Source organism: Dysgonomonas sp. 511 (assembly GCF_010501105.1).
Lineage (GTDB): Bacteria > Bacteroidota > Bacteroidia > Bacteroidales > Dysgonomonadaceae > Dysgonomonas.
This window is the reverse complement of sequence record NZ_QVMQ01000001.1, coordinates 206855-227640: the sequence shown is the minus strand read 5'-3', so window position 1 is coordinate 227640 and position 20786 is coordinate 206855. Positions and strand designations below refer to the sequence as shown.

General features: G+C 41.6%; 19 protein-coding genes and 1 pseudogene. 8 read left to right on the top strand and 12 right to left on the bottom strand.

What is annotated here, in order from left to right:
* Positions 1–73: 73 nt before the first annotated feature.
* The 5 genes from D0T57_RS00950 to yihA all read right to left on the bottom strand — a co-directional run bounded on the left by D0T57_RS00950 (position 74) and on the right by yihA (position 3708).
* Positions 74–1129, bottom strand: coding sequence for an inorganic phosphate transporter (locus tag D0T57_RS00950; protein WP_163269937.1), 1056 nt, complete (start codon positions 1127–1129; stop codon positions 74–76).
* A gap of 10 nt (positions 1130–1139) precedes the next feature.
* Positions 1140–1787, bottom strand: coding sequence for a DUF47 domain-containing protein (locus tag D0T57_RS00945; protein ID WP_163269935.1), 648 nt, complete (start codon positions 1785–1787; stop codon positions 1140–1142).
* Positions 1788–1956: 169 nt separating this feature from the next.
* The gene (locus D0T57_RS00940; RefSeq protein ID WP_163269933.1) at positions 1957–2601 is read right to left on the bottom strand and encodes a carbohydrate-binding family 9-like protein; all 645 of its coding nucleotides are present in this window, start codon (positions 2599–2601) and stop codon (positions 1957–1959) included.
* 31 nt (positions 2602–2632) lie between these two features.
* Complete coding sequence (locus D0T57_RS00935) at positions 2633–3109, bottom strand: nucleoside deaminase (RefSeq protein WP_163269931.1); 477 nt, start codon at positions 3107–3109, stop codon at positions 2633–2635.
* Complete coding sequence (yihA, locus tag D0T57_RS00930; RefSeq protein ID WP_163269929.1) at positions 3106–3708, bottom strand: ribosome biogenesis GTP-binding protein YihA/YsxC; 603 nt, start codon at positions 3706–3708, stop codon at positions 3106–3108. Before yihA ends, D0T57_RS00935 begins: the two co-directional genes overlap by 4 nt.
* 250 nt (positions 3709–3958) lie before the next feature.
* On the opposite strand from yihA, the gene D0T57_RS00925 reads away from it, so the two are divergent.
* Both D0T57_RS00925 and D0T57_RS00920 read left to right on the top strand, forming a co-directional pair.
* Entirely contained in the window at positions 3959–4387 is a 429-nt protein-coding gene (locus D0T57_RS00925) for a hypothetical protein (protein WP_163269927.1), read from the top strand.
* Positions 4388–4873 (top strand): GNAT family N-acetyltransferase, encoded by a 486-nt coding sequence (locus D0T57_RS00920; protein WP_163269925.1) that lies wholly within the window; start codon positions 4388–4390, stop codon positions 4871–4873.
* On the opposite strand, the gene D0T57_RS00915 is transcribed toward D0T57_RS00920, so the two are convergent.
* From D0T57_RS00915 to D0T57_RS00905, 3 genes are all read right to left on the bottom strand, one after another.
* Entirely contained in the window at positions 4862–6088 is a 1227-nt protein-coding gene (locus D0T57_RS00915) for an FtsX-like permease family protein (RefSeq protein WP_163269923.1), read from the bottom strand. The two genes, D0T57_RS00920 and D0T57_RS00915, sit on opposite strands and share 12 nt — an antisense overlap.
* 3 nt (positions 6089–6091) lie before the next feature.
* The gene (gene rbfA, locus D0T57_RS00910; protein ID WP_163269921.1) at positions 6092–6445 is read right to left on the bottom strand and encodes a 30S ribosome-binding factor RbfA; all 354 of its coding nucleotides are present in this window, start codon (positions 6443–6445) and stop codon (positions 6092–6094) included.
* A gap of 93 nt (positions 6446–6538) precedes the next feature.
* Entirely contained in the window at positions 6539–7183 is a 645-nt protein-coding gene (locus D0T57_RS00905) for an O-methyltransferase (protein ID WP_163269919.1), read from the bottom strand.
* A gap of 446 nt (positions 7184–7629) precedes the next feature.
* On the opposite strand from D0T57_RS00905, the gene D0T57_RS00900 reads away from it, so the two are divergent.
* A complete protein-coding gene (locus D0T57_RS00900) occupies positions 7630–8859 on the top strand; it encodes a hypothetical protein (RefSeq protein ID WP_163269917.1) in 1230 nt (409 codons plus the stop codon).
* A 37-nt stretch (positions 8860–8896) separates the two neighbouring features.
* On the opposite strand, the gene D0T57_RS00895 is transcribed toward D0T57_RS00900, so the two are convergent.
* On the bottom strand, positions 8897–10507 hold the full coding sequence (locus D0T57_RS00895; RefSeq protein WP_163269915.1) for a DUF6377 domain-containing protein: 1611 nt from the start codon (positions 10505–10507) through the stop codon (positions 8897–8899).
* 413 nt (positions 10508–10920) lie between these two features.
* Between D0T57_RS00895 and D0T57_RS00890 the strand changes: the two genes are divergently transcribed.
* The 5 genes and pseudogenes from D0T57_RS00890 (at position 10921) to rluF (ending at position 17640) form a co-directional block, all read left to right on the top strand.
* Positions 10921–12669 (top strand): SusC/RagA family TonB-linked outer membrane protein, encoded by a 1749-nt coding sequence (locus D0T57_RS00890; protein ID WP_163269913.1) that lies wholly within the window; start codon positions 10921–10923, stop codon positions 12667–12669.
* Positions 12654–12920, top strand: a pseudogene (locus tag D0T57_RS00885) (alpha-1,6-mannanase); the annotation flags it as partial. The gene D0T57_RS00890 and the pseudogene D0T57_RS00885, both read left to right, overlap by 16 nt.
* An 18-nt stretch (positions 12921–12938) precedes the next feature.
* Positions 12939–14414, top strand: a complete 1476-nt coding sequence (locus D0T57_RS00880; protein WP_163269910.1) for a glycoside hydrolase family 125 protein — start codon at positions 12939–12941, stop codon at positions 14412–14414.
* Positions 14415–14454: 40 nt separating this feature from the next.
* The gene (locus tag D0T57_RS00875) at positions 14455–16272 is read left to right on the top strand and encodes a glycoside hydrolase family 2 protein (protein WP_163269908.1); all 1818 of its coding nucleotides are present in this window, start codon (positions 14455–14457) and stop codon (positions 16270–16272) included.
* 321 nt (positions 16273–16593) lie between these two features.
* Entirely contained in the window at positions 16594–17640 is a 1047-nt protein-coding gene (gene rluF / locus D0T57_RS00870) for a 23S rRNA pseudouridine(2604) synthase RluF (RefSeq protein WP_163269906.1), read from the top strand.
* A gap of 66 nt (positions 17641–17706) precedes the next feature.
* Here rluF and D0T57_RS00865 read toward each other — a convergent pair whose 3' ends face one another.
* The 3 genes from D0T57_RS00865 to aroQ form a co-directional block, all read right to left on the bottom strand.
* Positions 17707–18423, bottom strand: a complete 717-nt coding sequence (locus tag D0T57_RS00865) for a DUF3239 domain-containing protein (protein ID WP_163269904.1) — start codon at positions 18421–18423, stop codon at positions 17707–17709.
* 105 nt (positions 18424–18528) lie between these two features.
* Positions 18529–19995 carry a pyruvate kinase gene (pyk, locus tag D0T57_RS00860; protein ID WP_163269902.1) on the bottom strand — a complete coding sequence of 489 codons (1467 nt, stop codon included), beginning with the start codon at positions 19993–19995 and terminating at the stop codon, positions 18529–18531.
* 114 nt (positions 19996–20109) lie between these two features.
* Entirely contained in the window at positions 20110–20541 is a 432-nt protein-coding gene (gene aroQ / locus D0T57_RS00855) for a type II 3-dehydroquinate dehydratase (RefSeq protein ID WP_163269900.1), read from the bottom strand.
* Positions 20542–20786: the final 245 nt, after the last annotated feature.

Below are 20786 nucleotides of genomic sequence, written 5' to 3'. Positions count from 1 at the left end.
AGTCTAAATTGACTATCTGCTCTTCGGGTGCAAATATCGACTTTGCCGATACGGCTTTATCTAAAAAAATATCTTATTCTATAATAAGTTCCAATACATAATAGCAAAGCATTGCCATTATTGCACTAACGGGAATAGTCAGAACCCATGCCACAAGCAAATCTTTAGTTACTCCCCAACGAACGGCCGATAAACGTTTTATAGAACCTACTCCAATGATACTTCCTGTAATGACATGAGTTGTACTTACAGGCACATGAAGCTTCTCTGTAACAAAGAGTGTCAATGCTCCTGCTGTTTGAGCACAAAATCCTTCTATTGGCGTAATTTTAGTAATACGGTTACCCATAGTTTTCATTATCTTCCATCCGCCACATATTGTTCCTAATGCAATAGCACCAAAACAGGCCAAAGCAATCCATTCATGATTATTCATCATATAAGTAGCATCCGAACCTTTCATCCATTTTGGCAGGTTTTCTAAATGCTGATTTACGACTAAAGCTACAGCGATTACTCCCATTACTTTCTGAGAGTCATTGAGACCATGTCCTATACTTAATCCTGCTGATGATACTAATTGTAGATTCTTAAACCAACGCTCAGCTTTTGCCGGCTTCATCTTCTTAGCTAGATGCATTACCAACAAAGTAATCAGATTTCCTCCTACCATACCTATAACCGGAGCAAGAACTATAAATGCAACGATTAGAGCTATTGTACCACTGTGTATCGCGCTGAACCCACAAGCAGCAATGGCTCCTCCTGCCAATCCTCCAATCAACGTATGTGAAGAGGAAGATGGTATACCCAGACGCCATGTAATGAGATTCCATATTATAGCAGCAGTCAACGCAGCGACCAATACTACCGAAACCAATGGCATCGAATCTTTAAAGGCATTCAACTCTATTGTATCTGAAATTGTTTTCGCAACCCCAAAATCCTTAAGGATGAGCTTTGCTATGAAGTAAGCTACAAAGTTGAAAAATGCAGCCCAGATAACAGCTTGTGTAGGAGTGAGTACTTTCGTTGAAACAACGGTGGCTATTGAATTAGCTGCATCGTGGAATCCGTTGATAAAGTCGAATATTATTGCTAAAACAATGATTGTTATTAATAAAGTCATCTTCTTCCTGTTATGAATACTTAACGATCATCATTTTTATGATTTTACCTACCGCTTCGGCTGCATCGGTCGCCCGTTCCAGTTCGTGGAGGATATCTTTCAGCTTGATTACTTCGATAGCATCAGTTTCGTTTTCGAAAAGGTCGATAAGAAAGTGCTCATATACATCGTCGGCTTTCTTTTCTATTGTACCTAGCTGTTCGCAATACTCTTTTATATTATCGGTACTTTTTTTCAGCACATCCAGTTCGTCTATCGCCTTGCCGAGAAATCCTGCCGATTCGCGCACGAACATAGCCAGACGGACAGCCGCTTCGGGCATCACTTTCGGACTGTAGAGCATGATGCGTTTGGCGCAACTGTTTATTAAATCTGTAACATCGTCTAATGTGGCCGATAGATGGTTTATATCTTCCCGGTCGAACGGAGTGATGAAAGTTTCGTTCAGTTCTTCAAATATCTGATTCTGGATGCTGTCGGCTTTGCGTTCCTGCTCTTTTATCTTTTTGTAGAAATCGACCGCCTCTTCATGGCTGGTCGCCTGAACGCATCCAATAATAAGGTCTGATGCATTGAGTATAGCCTCTGCCATACCCGTCATTAAAGGGAAAAACTTGTTTTCTTTAGGTTTAAACCTATCGAATAAATTATTTTTCATAAATGTTTAAATATGTCATGTTTAGAAAGATAGATGATGCTATCATCTTTTTTGCAGCGCAAAGATAAAAAAAAATACATAGGCTAAAACATATTTTAACACAAAAATAAAAATATCTATAACCCTCTATATATGCAGATTAACCCGATTGTAACAAAATCTTAACCTCTCATTCGAAATCGAGTTCTGCAAAATACTCCGGCCTGTGAAAGTCGGGATTCTCTATCCTGATAGGGTTCCACGACAGGAAATGGGGTACAGACAGGTTGTCGCCGCACTTATAAAAATTAGCTTTAGCCTTGATGCCATCGAATGATTCCAGCTTGGATTTCCAGAATGTGGCGGCAGGGATTACCAACAGTAAGTTCCATTTGAAATCGCCATGCTTCTTGTCTATCGGTTCATTCCCCAGGCTTGGATAACGGCTGATAAGCGACATTACACCTTTGTTGGCGTGTTCTGCGCCTTCGCGTCCCGGACGGAAAGCAAGCAATGCTGTGCCTGTGCAGTTGCATTCCAGATTGTAGTAATTGGACGATCCCGGCAAAGTGATAAAAAACTCCACGCACGAGTCTGTCCATACCGGACCATTGTCTTCTTTGGTCAGTGCCAATATTTCGTCTTCCTCCACAAGATATTGGAGCAATATATGATCGCCGGTGTGTGCAATCTTAAAAGCAACGGTAGGCTTTGCCGGGAACTGGCCGGGCCAGTTTACTGTGGCTATCTTATTTATCTTTACATTTGCCAGAGCAGCAAGAACGGACTCCTTATTGTCTAAATCTGTTGGTTTTACTTTGGGTACTAATAACATGGTTATTCTTGGTTTAGGTTAAATCTTTTGGCTAATATTCAGTCTTATCGTCTTTTTCTTCCCACATCCGGAAAGCTTCTAATGCCTGGCTGCGCAACAAGTGGACAGCAGGTATGGAGCGGTTTTCCGGCTTCAGGTCTATTTGCTCGTAGATAAAGGAATCGTCAAAGTCTACGGCTTTGGCATCTTCCTTTGTGCAGGCGTAATATATCTTGCCGATATGCGCCCAATAGATTGCCGACAGGCACATGGGGCAAGGTTCGCACGAGGTGTATATCTCGCAACCCGAAAGGTCGAACGTCTTAAGCTTCTTGCACGCTTTGCGGATAGCCGACACCTCGGCATGGGCTGTGGGGTCGTTGTCGAGGGTTACCCTGTTGTATGCCTGAGCTATTATTTCCCCATCCTTTACTATCACTGCCCCAAAAGGGCCTCCTCCCGATACTACCCCTTTCTTTGCCAAAGAGATAGCACGCTTCATAAAACGGATATCTATTCCTTCTTTCATCCTTTCAGGCTTTTGTTTATGCCGTCTATATAGTCGAGTATCTCCTCATTGCCAAGTTTGTGCTCCGACGATGTATAGAATACAGGCGGTATCTCTTCCCATGTTTCATGCAGTTTTTCTACATAGCGGTCGATATTTTCTTTCAGCTTGCTCTTGCTCAATTTGTCTATCTTGGTAAAGACGATAACGAAAGGCACTTCCGATTCGCCCAACCACTCCATAAACTCCAGGTCTATCTTCTGAGGTTCGTGCCGGCAATCCAGCAGTAGGAAAAGGCATGTCAGCTCCATCCTCTCCAGTATATAATCTTCTATAATAGTGCGTATGCGTTCCCTGCCTTCCTTGCCCCGCTGGGCATATCCATAACCGGGAAGGTCTACCAGATACCATTCGTTATTAATTACGAAGTGGTTTATCAACTGGGTTTTCCCCGGCTTCGACGAGGTCATAGCCAGCCCTTTGCGGTTGGTAAGCATGTTTATCAGCGACGATTTGCCAACATTAGACCTTCCGATAAATGCGTATTCGGGTTTCCCATCCTGCGGGCATTTCTGCCAATCGGTGTTACTTATTACAAACTGAGCGTCTTTTATTATCATAGTTGTTACTTTTTACAAAATGAGAATAGCTTGATTATCAACATTAACCATATAAGAAAGTAACAAAAGTAACACATTTGCCAGAAAAACTGAAAATGCAGGATTTGTTACCTTTCCTTTTCTCTCTAATATTTCGAACAATACAGCAAAAATAGTTTAAAAATATGAATATCTTTGCTTTCTGAACAAAACAGAATCTTATTGGTTTTAACAATTATACAAATAACGCTCTTATAATATAGATAAAAATATGAAAAAAGCATTGTTAATTATTGGTACATTTCTCCTTATCGGACTGCTGATATTCGGATATATTTGGTTTTATGTACCATTCAGCGACTCGGGGGTAAAAGCCGGGATCTTGAATAATGTAAAACATAAAGGCATAATATTTAAGACTTTCGAAGGCGAACTGATACAATCGGGATTCCGTCCGGGACAGCAAGGGCTGCAATCGAACGAATTTCAGTTCTCGATAGAAAACCGTGAACTATACGATAAACTGATGTCGCTCAGCGGACAAAATGTAAAACTTCATTACAAAGAATATTTCGGCATTTTGCCGTGGCGTGGTTATACCAAATATATAGTAGATAGCATAGTTTCTGCCGACCCGCCTGTGCAACTAAGCCCGAACAGTGACGAGATACCGCCTCAGGTAACAGGAACCGAAATGTAGATGATAAGAGACGCCACAACAGCCGATGCGCAGCAAATTGCCGATATATACAATTATTATATAAAGGAAACCATTGTTACTTTCGAATACGACAAGGTAACGAAGGAAGATATAATAAAACGTATAGAAAAAATAAGGGCAAAAGGCTTTCCTTTCATCGTTGGTGAGCAAGACCGGAAAATTATCGGCTATGCTTACCTGAGCAACTGGAGGGAAAGAGCGGCCTACGACATAACACTGGAAACAAGCGTCTATCTCGACAAGGATGCCATTGGCAGCGGGATGGGAAGTTCACTCTACAACGTGCTGATAGAACGGGCCAAAGATATAAATATCCATTCGCTTATCGGCGTAATATCGTTGCCTAACGAGCAAAGCCAAAGGTTGCATGAAAAATTCGGGTTTAAACTGATCGGGAATTTCAGGGAATCGGGTATAAAATTCGGCAGACTGATAGATGTCGAATTTTGGCAGTTAATGCTGTAGCAAACGCTTTCTCAAGTTATTTACCGGATACAGCACTGCAAAGAAGCCGATCACCGATACTGCTATAAATATCAGCAATACATCGAGAGCATATACTACTACCGGATAGGCATCTACCACAAATTCGCCTTGCCCCGATCCTAATTTAAGCAGTCCGAAGTGCTGTTGCAGCAAACATATAGCTAGCCCGAAAACCAAACCGGCGACAGCCCCCACCATATTTATAAGCCATCCTTCGAACATGAAGATGCGGGTTATCATGTGGTTGCTGGCTCCCATGTTTTTTAGGATTGCAATATCATCGTTCTTTTCTATAATAAGCATCGAGAGCGACCCCACTACATTGAAGGCTGCAATAATAAGGATTATGGCAAGGATAAGGAATGTCACCCATTTTTCGATATTTACCATGCGGTACATATCTTCCTGTTGTTCGAAGCGGTCTTTTACAAGTAGGTTTTCGCCCAACAAAGCTTTTATTTTTTCTCTTGTTTCACCTACGCTTGCCCCCTCTTTCAGTTTTATATCCAAAGACGACACTTCCGAATCGTACCTCAGCAGTTCGCGAGCCAGTTCGATAGGTACTATCAACATCTGATCGTCGTATTTAGCTTGGTTGAGCGCAAAGACTCCGCTTATGAAAATATGATTTCTGTCGAAAGCCGATGATGGGTTTGCCGGATTGACACGTACATTTCTCTTTGGTACATATAGCTCCACAGGCTCGCGGAAGTTGGCACGTACACCCAAGAGCATTGCCAGGCCTGCACCTATCACTCCATTGTCGGTATCACCCTCCCTCAATACAAAACTCCCGTCTATTATCAGGGTGTCTATATTTGCCAGATGTTCGAATTGGGGAGAAACCCCTTTCAGCAGGATAGGCTCTTGCCGGTCGCCGTACATGGCCAGCGCGTTTTCCTCCAAGGACTGGGAAATAAAATCTATTTCTTCCAGGGCGTAAACTTCCTTCAATGCTTCGCTATCGGGGTTGAAAACTTTGCCTTGTGCCGGAGCTATCTGCAATTCGGGATCGAAATCGCTAAACATTTTAGCGGCAACAGAAGTGAACCCGTTGAAAACCGACAACGCACACACCAGTGCAGCCGTAGCCACAGCAATGCCGCATACCGATATGAAAGATATCACATTGATGGCATTGTGCGATTTTTTAGCAAAAAGGTAACGGCGTGCTATGTGTAACGGAAGGTTCAAGGTTTAATCTTCTTTTTTATTGTCCTTATTCAGCAGTTTGTCTATGTTTTCGAGGTAATCGAGCGAATCGTCGAGATAGAAAGACAGTTCGGGAATGATGCGCAGTTGTTTGCCCACTTTCTGTCCCAGGTCGAAGCGCACAGCTTTTACATTAGCCCGTATATTTTCCAGTATCTCTTTGCCCTTATCCGAAGGGAAGATGCTGAGGTAAGCCTTTGCATTACCCAGGTCGGGGCTTATTCTTACTACACTTACCGAAATCAGTATGCCACGCATCTGCTGGGTCTGTTTACGGAATATTTCGCTCAGTTCTTTTTGTATCAGGCGGTTTATTTTTTGTTGTCTTGTACTATCCATTATATTTTCATTTAGCCTACAAAGGTAAAGATAAGTTAGAAGTTATGAGTTATGAGCAGGAAGTATTTTAGGTGAAATGTTTTTTTGCCTGTACTATTTTTTCCATATAAGAGTCAGCCCATCGCGGATTGGCAGGATCACCTTCTCCACCCTGTCGTCTTTTGCCACCATATCGTTGAAGGCCTTGATGCCTATGGTTTGCTTATCGGATGGCTTCGGAGTTTCCAGCACATGACCGTCCCACAGGGTATTGTCGGCTACGATAAGCCCACCCGGACGTACCTTGTCGAAAATCAGGTCGTAGTATTCGATATAATGCCGTTTGTTGGCGTCGATAAATACGAGGTCGAAAACACAGTCTAATGTAGGTATTATCTGCATGGCATCCCCGATATGCAGATGGATCTTGTCTTTCAATTTCGTTTTATGCAGGTATTTCATTATGAAATCTTCCAATTCGTCGTTTACCTCCAACGTGTGGATTACAGCATCATCGGCTGCCCCTTCGGCTAGGCAAAGGGTGGCATAAGCCGTGTAAGTACCTATTTCGAGAATATACTTAGGCTGCATCATACGGCAAAACATTTTCAGCATCCTACCTTGCAGATGCCCGGAGAGCATACGGGGCTTCAACAGGTTGACATGTGCATCCCTGTTGAGCTGTTTCAGTAAATCGCCCTCTTCGTCGATATGCGAAAGGACGTATTCTTCTATTGCGTCATCTTTGTCAAAAGCCATCGTCGATCGATATTTTTTAGTTAGAATGCCGAAGATAGGCACTTTGCCAAAAACGAGCAAGAAATCAGGGGAAGAAGCCAGGGTAAGCGCATGAAATTTATCCAAACTCAATTCTGAGCTTTGTGGGGGCGAATTATCATTCGCCCGGAATAAGGAAAATCTGCGGGCGAATGATAATTCGCCCCTACGGTAGTCAAAGTTGGAATATCATTTTTTCATGCGTTTGCCCTGGGGAAGACGCGTTCTGTGATTTTTTTTATATCTTCGCGTATCTCTTAGTAACTGTTAGGAAATATATCGTTTCCATTTTTAGAATCGTTTTTGAGATAATTTTTTTCTTCCGTGAAGGGGGGCGAAAATAAACGAAAAACTTCTGTTTTTTTAGATGAAAACTAAATTGTGATATTCACGGACAGTTGCTCAAACAACCTAAAATTTTATATACAATGAAACACTTTTTTTTCATAGTTATTTTCTTTATTCCGCTAGTTGTCAATTCCCAAAACTATAAAGAAGGGTATATATTATCTAATAATGGGGATACCATAAAAGGGATTATCGACTATAAGGCAGATAAAACAAATGCTAAGGTATGTTATTTCAAAACAAAACCGGGAGCCGAAACCCAATCTTTCCACCCCGAAGAAATTGCCGGCTACAGGATATGGAATGAAAAAGACAAAGAAACATATTACACATCCAAAGAGATAAATATAGATGGAAATTCACAGCTGGTATTTGTCGAATATCTATTGCAAGGGGTTATGAATCTTTATTTCTATCCTTCCGAGAAGCAAAATTATTACATTCTTGAAGAAGACGGCGTGGCGACCTATGTAACCAAGCAGGCTGATGTTCTCGACAAGAAAGACGGCAAAGAATTTTATAGAAAAGACGTAAAGTACCGTGGAATATTAGCCTATCTGTTCAAGGATACTCCCGCGGTTGCAGAAATGGCCGGGAAAATCGATTTTAACCATAAATCGATGATAAATCTGGTGAAGAAATATCATGATACGACATGTGCTACGGGCGAGGCCTGTGTTGTCTTTCTCGGAGATGGTAATAAGAGAAAAGCTAAATTCAAGTTCTCGCTATATGCAGGAGCAAATTATTTGCTATCATCAGAAATATTCATCTGGTATAACTCCGATATGAATTTCGATATGACAAAGGTTAATCCTCTCGTTGGAGGACAAGTTGTGTTATACGCTCCACGCATATCGCAATCGGTAGGGGTTGTCTTGGATGCTTCTTTCTCGAAGCTAAAAGGGAGTTTCGATGGATATGCTAGATACCACTCTGTAGCTAACGGATATAGAGACTATAACTATCGCCTCGAACTGGATGAGTTCTCCTTCTCAGGAAAATTGGGATTCAGATACACTTTCCAGACGGGGAAAATAAAACCGACATTAGAAGGCGGGTATAGTTACAGTACTTTGCTAGGCAACAAACTGAAAGAGACAGATCTTGACGATCCGTCAAAATCCGAAGATTCAAGGCTCGAATTGGTGAGAAAATATCATGGCCCTTACATTAGCGCAGGAGTCGATTTTAAACTGAAAAAAGACAATTATATTTTCTGCAGGATTTCCTATGAGAAAAACTCAAGCCATGCAGATGGTAGTCATGGTATCGAACTATTGGGGATAAAAACAGGATATACTTTCTAAGAGTCGCTAAGAAATAGAACATTGACCCCTGTTGGGGTCATATTTTTTCAAGCCCTATTCTTATCACCTGATTTTCGAACTCATCTCTGTTTCCTGCGGCCTTATTTCTCATTTTTGTCCTGTAATTGTAAATAGTGGAGGTGGAATACCGTAGAAAATAGGCAATCTTTATGCTATCGGTAATGCCCAAACGAATGAGGGCGAAAATACGAAGTTCGGGAGTCAAACTGTCGTTGGCCTTAAGCTTTATTACTTCTTCGGGCAAGAGTAACTTATTCATTTCTTCTACAAAATTGGGGAATAACCGCAATATCGTTTCGTCGAAGCTTTTGTAAAACTCTTCGAGGTTATCTTTGGGATCTAATGACGAATCGATAAATTTTAGCAAAGCCTGTTCGCCCTGTGTTTTAGCCACTTTCTGGGCTTTCAACTTGAATTTCTCTATTTTTGAAAGATAGTCGGAAAAATGGGCGATGTATAAACCAATATATTCTTCTTTTATTATATTGGCATCCAGTAGGTTCCGGTTGCTTTCCTTGATGAGTTCGTTCGACTTGGATAACTCATCTTTAGTTATCGACAATTTTTTCTTTTGTTTATATACATATATTAGGATAATGAATATAAAAGTCAACATAACAGATGTGATAATCAGAATAGTCATCAATAGTGTCTGGCGTTGATCTTCTTTTGTCTGATAAGCCTTGTCGATAAACTGAAACATTTCGGCCGACTCGAGCGTCCGAAGCCTAGCATTGTAGAATATAGCATCTTCCATCGAACATTTCATATAGCTATATGCCCGGTTTATATCTTCATACTCAAACATTAAGGCTGCCAACTTGCGGAGCGATATATATTCCTTTACTCCGCTTTTGATATCGGCTATCGCCGATCGTGCAAAATATTCCGTAACCTTATCTCTGTCGCCCATCTCTGCATATACATTGGCTATGGCGAATGCCAGTATAGCAGCATCCCGCTCTTCAATGTTCATCTTGAAATATACATCATCCAATTCTTTCAACGCTTGATCGTATTTTCTCTCTTTTATGAGCCGCTCGGTGTTCACATATATATAATCTAAAGGAGACAGCACCTCGCCAACGACCAACCGATTTCTCAACGAATCGGCAACGGCCTTATATTTCTTTTTTTCTTCGTCGTTTTCTGAAGCGTCCCTTAGCAGGTTGGAAACAGATAGTTTGGTGTACAGATAAAACGTCTTCAAATTATCGGATATCCTCAGTGTATCAATCTTGTCTAATATATCTGAAGACTCTTTTAGCAATCCCATTGTTTTCAATATGCGGACACGGAATAGTTCAGAATCAGTATATTCTTCATAATCACCTGTCTGCATTGCATATTTCTCTAGCTTTCGGGTATATAAAAGTGCCGAGTCTGTCATAAATACAATGTATTCGAGACATATTTCCTTTGTTATCGAGATTTTGTCATTTGCATTAGTAGACGAGTTCAGCCTCATTTTCAGGCCATCGATATATGCTTCTTTCTTTTTTGTATATATATCTTTATCCTGAATAGTTTTGTCTAAAACATGCAATAACGAATCGAGTTGCTTGTTATACGCATTGCCTGCATAAGTGGAGCATACAAGGAATATAATTAACAGCGAATTTTTCATATTACGTTGGCAGGTATAAGGTGAATTATCGTTTCTTGATAAATTAGGGGACACATCCTTTATCAAAAATACAAAAATAATACAACTCTCCAGATTTCATAACAAAAGTATTTAGATGATGGGTTGTCGTTTCATCTGTTTTACAAAAAATGCTTCATAAATGATGCGAGAAAGCTAAAATTCATAAATTATCTACTACATTATTTTAATATTGCGTTGTTTTCAAGTCGTTGTGATTTAGCTTGTTATATGTGGCTGGCGCTACATTTGAACTACATTGAACCGATCGGCAGAAAAGATAGATGCAAATCCCAATAACTTTGACACAACAAATCCTAACAAATCTTTGCCTATGACAAATACTTCCAATCTTGTATGTATGTAAGTTAATCTTAAAATTTTATTGAATAATTATGATTAAAATTAAAATTCCAATTCTTCTTGTCTTTTTATGTTGCTTGTTTAGCAGCATACCACTCAAGACACATGCACAAAATGCGAGCAACCTGCCTGTAACTATCAAAGGCAGGGTAATAGATGTGAAAAAAGAGCCGCTTATAGGCGTGGGTGTTACCGTTAAAGGAACAACGAATGCTGTTATAACGGATATGGACGGTAACTACAGCATCACTTGTAACAACAACGATGAACTCGTTTTCAGCTACATCGGCTTCGTCTCCAAAGAGCTGAAAGTAGCCGGACAGAAAGAACTGAATGTCGTTCTGGAAGAAGACAATAAAGTTCTGGATGAAGTGATAGTTATCGGTTATGGAACTACAACGCGCAAGCATATCATCGGGGCAGCCGACCAAATTACATCACGCTCTATCGAAAACCGTCCGGTAGCCAATATAACCCAGGCTTTGCAAGGAACCTCTCCGGGGCTGGCAATACAGCAGCGTAGTATGGACCCTAACGACAATACCATGAATATAAATATCCGTGGTATAAATACGACAACCAACAACGATCCGCTGGTGGTAATCGACGGATTGATAACAAACCTTGGCAATATGAATAAATTGAACCCTGCCGATATCGCCAGCATATCCGTACTGAAAGATGCCGGTAGCGCAGCAATATACGGTTCGCGTTCGGCCGGAGGGGTTATCATCATAACCACCAAACAGGGAGAAAAAAACACCAAGCCTAAAATCCGTTTTAACTCAATGGTCGGAGTGCAAACCCCCAAAATATTATATACGCCACTCGACGGCTGGCAAAATGCAACAATGATAAATACGGCGTTGACTAACGGTGGAAAATCTCCGGCATTCACCCCTTCCGAGATAGAAGACCTGTATAATAAAGGAAATGCCGACTGGATGGTAGATTATATATTCAAAAATGCGCTGCATCAGTCGTATAATGTAAGTGTTTCGGGAGGCTCTGAAAATACGACATACATGGTTTCCGGAGGATACCTCGATCAGGAAAGTAATTTTATAGGCCCCGATTATGGTATAAGCAGATACAACCTGAGGTCGAATATTACAACCGAATACAATCGCTTCAAACTGAATGTAATTCTCGGATATACCCGCGAAAATGCAAAAGGTGATGAAGGGGGAGGTTTTAAAATATCCGGGGCCAACAGTACACCAAGATATTATTACAATGCAGTAAAAACTCCCGATGGAAGATATGTCGAACAATCGGTAGGAGGAAATGCTGCCGCCCTGTTCGAACAAGGAGGGTATAACAAGCACAACAACGACTTTGTAAATGTGGGTATATCTCTCGATTACAAAATATTAGACGACCTGAAAATCAGGGGAGTATTTGGTTACGACCTTACGTCCAATTCTCGCTTTATAAGGAGGACACAATACGACCTTTATGCATATGGTTCAGGCGCAGACAGTACTCCGACAAAAACCGAACGTTCGACCAACGATGCCGAAAATTATTCGTTCAAAGGCACATTTATCAATACTCAGTTGATGTTGGATTATAATAAGACCTTGGGCAACCACAGGCTGTCGGCTATGGCAGGTATTTCACAGGAAGTGCTGAACGAGAAATCGTCGGATGCCAAAACAATAAGGACAGATGCCGAGCTCGGTATTCCTATCGACGAAGGCGATGCACAGACAAATTACAGTGGTAGCCGTACACAAATAAACAGCACAAAGGAAAGGAAAACGAAAACTTCCGCATGATAAACAACGGAGATGTGTGGTTTACGGCAGTTATGCTAAGAGGTTTTATCGAACTGTTCCATTTAGACAATAACAAAGAATACCTGCAAGCCTTTGATAAAAGCCTCGATTATGCATGGAAACATTCAAAAGATGAGCACGGATTGATAAATGTGGACCTCAGCGGAGAACAAAAAGACGCTAAGAAGTGGTTGCTTACACAAGCGGCAATAGTAGAAATGCTGGCCCGTTTATCAGTATTAAACCTATAAATATTACAAAAGCAAGATATGAAAAAAACAGTATTATTATGTAGTGCAATAACCCTTCTTTCGTTTGGCAGTAATACATATTCATCTCCTCTTTTGCTACCAAAAGACAATACCAATGTGGCAAGTATCGCAAATCCGGATATAGAGTATAAGACCAACCGGCCCGACAAGAAAGACCGTTTGTTTACATCCAAAGCCGTAGAAAATGAAATAAGCAGGGTGAAAAAGCTTCTTAAGAACCCGAAATTGGCATGGATGTTTGAAAATTGTTTTCCAAATACGCTCGACACCACGGTGCGTTATTACAAGACAGACGGCAAAGACGACACACTGGTCTACACCGGAGATATACACGCCATGTGGTTGCGCGACTCGGGCGCACAGGTATGGCCGTATGTACAGTTGGCAAACAGCGACCCCCAACTGAAAGCAATGTTGGCTGGTGTAATCCGCCGCCAGTTCAAGTGCATCAACATCGACCCTTACGCCAATGCTTTCCTCGACCCGCACGACCCTAACCCGGATCATCAGTGGATGAGCGACTTCACGGATGTGAAACTCGAGCTCCACGAGCATAAATGGGAGATAGACTCTCTTTGCTATCCGCTTCGTTTGGCTTACCATTACTGGAAAACGACAGGAGATACCAGTATCTTCGACGACGAATGGTTGCAGGCTATAGCCAATATACTCAAGACGTTTAAAGAACAACAACGCAAAGATGGGAGCACGCCTTACAAATTTCAACGCAAAACCGAAAGGCAGCTCGATACATTAAACAACAACGGCTTGGGCAATCCCGTAAACCCTGTAGGGCTGATCGTATCATCCTTCCGCCCGTCTGACGATGCCACAACTTTTCAGTTTTTGGTTCCGTCCAACTTTTTTGCTGTAAGCTCGTTGCGCAAAGCTGCAGAAATATTAGCAGCAGTAAGCAATCTGCCGTCGCAAGCGAAAGAATGTGTCGATTTGGCAAACGAAGTAGAGGCTGCTTTGAGAAAATATGCAGTATGCAACCATCCGAAGTACGGTGATATCTATGCTTTCGAGGTCGACGGTTTTGGCAATCAGTATCTTATGGATGATGCTAATGTGCCGAGCCTTTTGGCAATGCCTTACTTGGGCGATGTAGATGTGAATGACCCTATCTATCAGAATACAAGAAAATTTGTATGGAGCAAAGACAATCCATACTTCTTCCGGGGCAAAGATGGGGAAGGTATTGGCGGGCCTCATATCGGGTACAATATGGCATGGCCTATGAGCATAATGATGAAAGCATTTACCAGCCAAAACGATGCGGAAATAAAACAATGTATCGAGCTACTGATGAAAACGGATGCCGGAACAGGCTTCATGCACGAATCGTTCAACGTGGATGATCATTACAATTTTACCCGCGCATGGTTTGCATGGCAAAACACACTGTTCGGCGAACTTGTCCTAAAGCTTGTGAACGAAGGAAAAACCGATTTGCTGAATAGCATAAATTGAGACAATTATAAAATATTTTAATAAAAAAACAGTAAGTAAAATGTGTTATAAAAAAACGAACATTCTTATAGTTCTGCTACTGCTGCAAACTGCTTGCCTCTTTGGGCAATGGAGTCCTGCTGGTGATAAAATCAAGACGCCGTGGGCCGAAACGCTCGACCCTAATAATGTTTTGCCGGAATATCCGCGTCCTATAATGGAACGAAAAGACTGGCAGAACCTCAACGGACTATGGGACTATGCTATCCGTCCGGCAGGACAAACCGAACCACGGCAGTTCGATGGAAAGATTTTGGTTCCGTTTGCGATTGAGTCGAGTCTTTCAGGAGTACAAAAAGAACTGGGAAAAGATAACGAATTATGGTATAAAAGAACCTTTACTGTACCTCCGGGCTGGAAAGGAAAAAACACCCTTCTCCACTTTGGAGCGGTAGACTGGAAAACCGAAGTTTATGTCAATAATATTAAGGTAGGTTCACATACAGGTGGGTACACTCCTTTTTGTTTCGATATTACTCCATTTCTCACTACGGGCGAACAGACATTAGTCGTAAAGGTATGGGATCCTACAGACCAGAGTTATATTCCGAGAGGGAAACAGAATGTTAATCCTAACGGCATCTGGTACACCCCTGTTTCGGGTATATGGCAAACAGTTTGGCTCGAACCCGTCAACAACAAGTATATAGCTGGCGTAACACCTGTCGCCGATATAGACAGGAATAACCTGAGGGTGAAAGTGTGTACTAAAAATACTTCGCCATCCGATATAATAGAGATAACTCTAAAAGAGAACAATAGAGTGATTGCTTCTGCAAAATGCGTTGCAGGCGAAAGTGTAGACCTCCCTGTGCCGAATGCTAAGTTATGGTCTCCCGACTCCCCATTCCTTTACGACCTCGACGTTGCACTAATAGAAAAGGGCAAAACGGTAGATAAAGTGAACAGCTATGCGGCTATGCGTAAAATTTCGAAGAAACGCGACTCTGATGGCATCGTGCGTATGCAGTTAAACAACAAAGACATCTTTCACTTTGGCCCGCTCGATCAGGGATGGTGGCCCGACGGGCTTTATACAGCGCCTACCGACGAAGCGTTGGCCTACGATATTAAGAAGACGAAGGATTTGGGTTACAACATGATCCGTAAGCATGTGAAAACTGAGCCAGCACGCTGGTACACGCATTGCGACCGTTTAGGAATCCTCGTTTGGCAGGATATGCCTAATGGAGACGAAAGCCCCCAATGGGTGATGCATCGTTATTTCGATGGGAAAGAAGTCAGGCACTCTATTGAGTCAGAAACCAATTTCCGCAAAGAGTGGAAAGAGATTATGGATTATCTGATGCCTTATCCTTCCATCGCTGTATGGGTACCGTTCAATGAAGCATGGGGACAGCATAATACACAAGAAGTAGTGGAGTGGACAAAATACTACGATCCTTCACGGTTGGTGAACCCATCGAGCGGGGGGAATCATTACCTGAAAGTAGGTGATATGCTTGACTATCACAAATATCCGGGCCCTGAGCTTATGATGTATGACGCCGACCGCGTTACTGTAATTGGCGAATATGGCGGAATAGGACTTCCCCTACAAGGGCACTTGTGGCAAACCGATAAAAACTGGGGCTATGTTCAGTTCAAAAATGTAAAAGAAGTTACCGACCAGTATATTAAGTATGGTGACGATCTTCTTAAACTTATACCAAGAGGCATATCGGGTGCTGTCTACACACAAACCACTGATGTAGAAGGCGAAATAAACGGGTTGATAACGTATGACCGCAAAGTGATTAAAGTGGAAGAAAACAGAATGAGGGAAATTAATCAAAAGATATGTAATTCATTGCAGTAAGGCGTAAGGATAATAAACCCATTTAAACACTTAACCACGGAGTCTGGTGGAATATAATGATATTGCTTTATTTTTATATTTCCACAACTCCGTGGTTTTATTAAAAGTAGAGATGACTTCTAAGAGCCTGTTTCCGGCTAATTTTCCCCGTTCACTCTAAAATCTTCTTTTCCAGCATCAAAAGAATAAGGCTAGTGCATACTTTTGCCACCCTCGTTAAAATATAACAGCCAAATTGTACGATATTGACATACTTGTGATTACCTTTGCACTGTTAATTGTGACAAAAGCAATTAGCAGCAAATTAGACAATCAAAGAAAATGGAATATAGGCTTAATAAATATATAAGCGCTTCAGGATTTTGTTCGCGCAGGGAGGCTGACAAACTTATCGAAAACGGCAAAGTTACTGTAAACGGAAGGCGAGCCGAGATTGGTATGCGTGTTCTTCCGGGACAGAAAGTAAAGGTAAACGGAGAACTTATAGTAAACGATATAGAACCGGTATATATCATGCTGAACAAACCAGTAGGCGTAGTAAGCACTACCGACCCGCAGGAAAGAGACAATATTGTAAATTTCATCCGCCACGAACAGCGTATCTTCCCGATAGGACGCTTGGATAAAGATTCTCAGGGTTTGATACTGCTCACCAACGATGGCGACATTGTAAACAAGATACTACGGGTAGGCAACAACCATAAGAAAGAGTATCTGGTAACAGTAGACCGTCCCATCACCGAAGATTTCCTCACACGTATGGCGCAGGGTGTACCGATACTCGACCGTGTAACCCGAAGGTGCGAAATAAAGCAGATAAACCCGTATATGTTCCAGATTTCGCTGATTCAGGGATTGAACAGGCAAATCAGGCGTATGTGCGAATATTTCGACTATGAGGTCACCAAACTGGAGCGCATACAGGTGATGAATATAAAACTAGGCAATCTGGGACAAGGGAACTGGCGCGATCTTACTCCTGCCGAGTTAGAGGGATTGTTCGACCTGCTCGAAGACTCGGAAAAAACAGCAACAGCCAAAAAGCCGGCAAACAGCAATAAGGCTATCAACAGAGCCTTGAAAGAATATGATATAAAGACAGATTACAGGAAAGCGAGCATTGCTGCCCAGATGGAGAAAAAGCATCCTAAACCAAAGAATACTGTAAAAAATAAACCCGATGATGAGGGGGAATATTCTTTTGAGGAAAATGAAGTTGCCCGCAAACCAAAGAAAAAGAAAAAAACAGGTAGTGGTTTAAGGGTAGGCAAACAAAAAGTAGCTGCAAACAAACCTAAATCTCGGGCTAAAGCCTCACGCTCGGTTTCTATTAAAAAGAGCGGGGCAAAACAGCCTCCTAAGAAATAATAATTAGTTTAAGAGCCTGTGTAAATACTATATTTAACAGGCTCTAAATATAAGTAGGAGTGGGATTTAAATCTCTTTCAGATTCAAATCTTTATCGAAAAATGTCAGATCTTCATCTTTTATTATATCAACATATTTGGCTTCAATTGCGCTAAGCATAGCCCATTCGTCATCAAAGTTGCCCTCGGGTTTGTCTTCGGTTATTGCCTGAGTGGCTTGCGCTATTAAATCTTTATCACTATACCCCCAGCATATAGGACGAGGCTCGAACATCCGGCGGTATCCCTTGTGTCCTGCTCCGAAAAGAGCCGCACAAGGCACTTTCTCGCCTTTTACTATTTCTTGATTTGGAAGGTTATTTACCTTCATCTTGCGAACCCCATATATAGGTTCTGATGTTTCGATGACCGATACATCTGCCAAAGCCAGTATTTCGAGAGGGCTGACAGAGGTTATAATTGCCGGAATAAGTAGTCCGTCTTTATAAGCAACTTCTCTTCTCAGAGAGCTATTGAAGGCATAAGACAGGAATGTAAAGATGAGAGTAGCCAATACACCTACTATTCCCAATATCCAATGCCCGGTGACGAAAAGATATATTGCCCCACCCAATATAAGCACAGTGAGAAAGATGAATGTATATTGCAATGGGGAGCCTTTGGTTGGATATTCATCGTATTTTTCTATTTGTTCTGTGTCTGGATTTATATTCATTGCCCTTGTGGCATATGAGAAATTCATAGTATCCCCTTCTTGTCCGATTTTTGTTTGAGTATTTTCCATTTGTTGTGTAAAAAGTGTATATGCGAAAAAAGCAAAACTACAACATCCTATTATCCATGCTGTAGTTTTGCTAAAGTAATTATGTCTTATTCCTTAAAACTGAAATTAGTCTACCGGAACTTCAAATGCATCTGAAGCATCTACTACACGGCCCACTTGATTGATTTCGAGGAATGATGTTCCTTTTCCTTCGCCGAATGATCCGCTAAGGTAAGCAACCTGATCTTCTTTCTTTATCAGACCTCTGTCGAGCAATCCGTTCAATGCCTTAAGGAAATACTCTTTGTGTTTGTGAGTAGTGTAACCTGTAGATTCCTGATATGTAGCTTCTACGCCGTAACATACAGAAAGCTGACGGGCAACTTCTTCGCTGCAACACATAGCATATACAGGGCATTTACTGCGGAAAGCAGCAATAGTGCGTGCTGTACGTCCGGTGTAGCTATCGGTAATAATACCAGAGATTCCCAATTGGGTAGCTGCTTTTACAGCTTGTTTTGCAAGGAAAGAGGTGGTGTCGTATTCCGAATCTTTGAATGGAACAGGAATAGCTTTTTCGTCTAGTTTAGATTGCTCTGTAGTAGCACAGATTTGAGCCATTGCGCGAACAGCCTCTACTGGGTATTTACCATAAGCAGTCTCACCGCTCAACATCACAGCGTCAGTACCATAATATACTGCATTAGCAATATCGGTAACCTCAGCGCGGGTAGGGCGTGGGTTTTCTATCATTGTGTGCAACATTTGGGTTGCAACGATAACAGGTTTCTTATATTCTACAGCTTTACGGATAAGCAAGCGTTGGATAGCAGGAATGTTTTCTTGTGGTACTTCGATACCCAAGTCGCCACGGGCAACCATCACGCCATAAGCTGTTTCGAAGATTTCGTCTATATTGTCAACGCCTTCCTGATTTTCGATCTTAGCGATAATCTTGATAGGGCTGTTGTGCTCGTCAAGGATTTTTTGCACATCGAGTACGTCTTGTTTGTGGCGCACAAAAGAGTGGGCAATGAAGTCAGCCTTGTTCGCGATAGCGATTTCGATGCTTCTTTTATCTTTAGCTGTGATAGAAGGCAGGTTTACGCTTACGCCCGGAATATTCACACTCTTGCGGCTTCCGATTGTTCCATCGTTTTGAACCTCGCAAAGAAGGTACTCAGCAGTCTTGTCTACAACTTTCAATGCAGTTTCGCCATCATCGATCAACAACATGCTGCCTACGGGCACATCTGCAACGATGCTTGGGTAAGATACACCTATTTGCTCCTGAGTAGAAAGAAAATCTAAATCTCCCACAACCTTGATTTTATCTCCTGTCTTAACAGCTATCTTTGCATCTGTAGCTGTTTTGGTAGTACGGATTTCAGGACCTTTTGTATCCATCATAATACCGATATGAGGAGATACGGCGCGTACGTTTGTCATTACCTGAACAAAGCCTTCTTCGGTCATGTGAGCCGAGTTCATTCTTACTACATTAATTCCTTCGTTGTAAAGGGAACGCAGGAAATCAACATCACATCGCAAATCTGAAATTGTAGCTACAATTTTCGTCTTTTTCTGAGTCATAAATGGAAATTTATTTAATATAATAGTTCTTTCTAATTATTTCGGTTAAAAAACAGCAAGTTAGCAGGTTTATATTTATATGCGATATAATCGCAACCTCCTGTTTTCGTTTTTTTACTTTGTTTTCAATCTTTTCACAAAAAAGTCTATCGCCAGATCATATCCCAACAACCCCAATCCGACCATCGAGCCCTGACAAGCCGGGGCGATTATCGACTTATGCCTAAATTCTTCGCGTGCATGTATATTGGATATATGGACTTCGAGAACCGGTGTTGTAATAGCTTTTATCGCATCGTGGATAGCAATCGATGTGTGTGTGTATGCGCCTGCATTCAGCACGACACCATCGGTATAAAAACCAACTTCGTGCAATTTGTCTATTATCGCTCCTTCGTGGTTCGACTGGAAATATGACAATTCGCACTCGGGATACTCTTGCTGAAGATGGGCAAAATAAGACTCGAACGAAGAGTTGCCATAGATGTCCGGCTCACGCTTCCCCAGTAGATTCAAATTTGGCCCGTTTATGATCTGAATTTTCATATTTATCAGCAAATTACTGCTAAAATTGATTTTATCCGTTTAGAGTGCAAAAGTACTATTTTTTATTTGAAAAGCAGGAAGCAATCTTTTACAAATAATAGAAAAAGTAGTCAAATTCAATTATATCTCCAATAATGCTAATTGCACATAGCAAATTGCTGTAAATAGGCTCTAACTATAAAATGTTCTTTTTCATCCTACGCCGTTTTCGGTGGCTGGATACCCCACACGCAAAGTTAATGGTG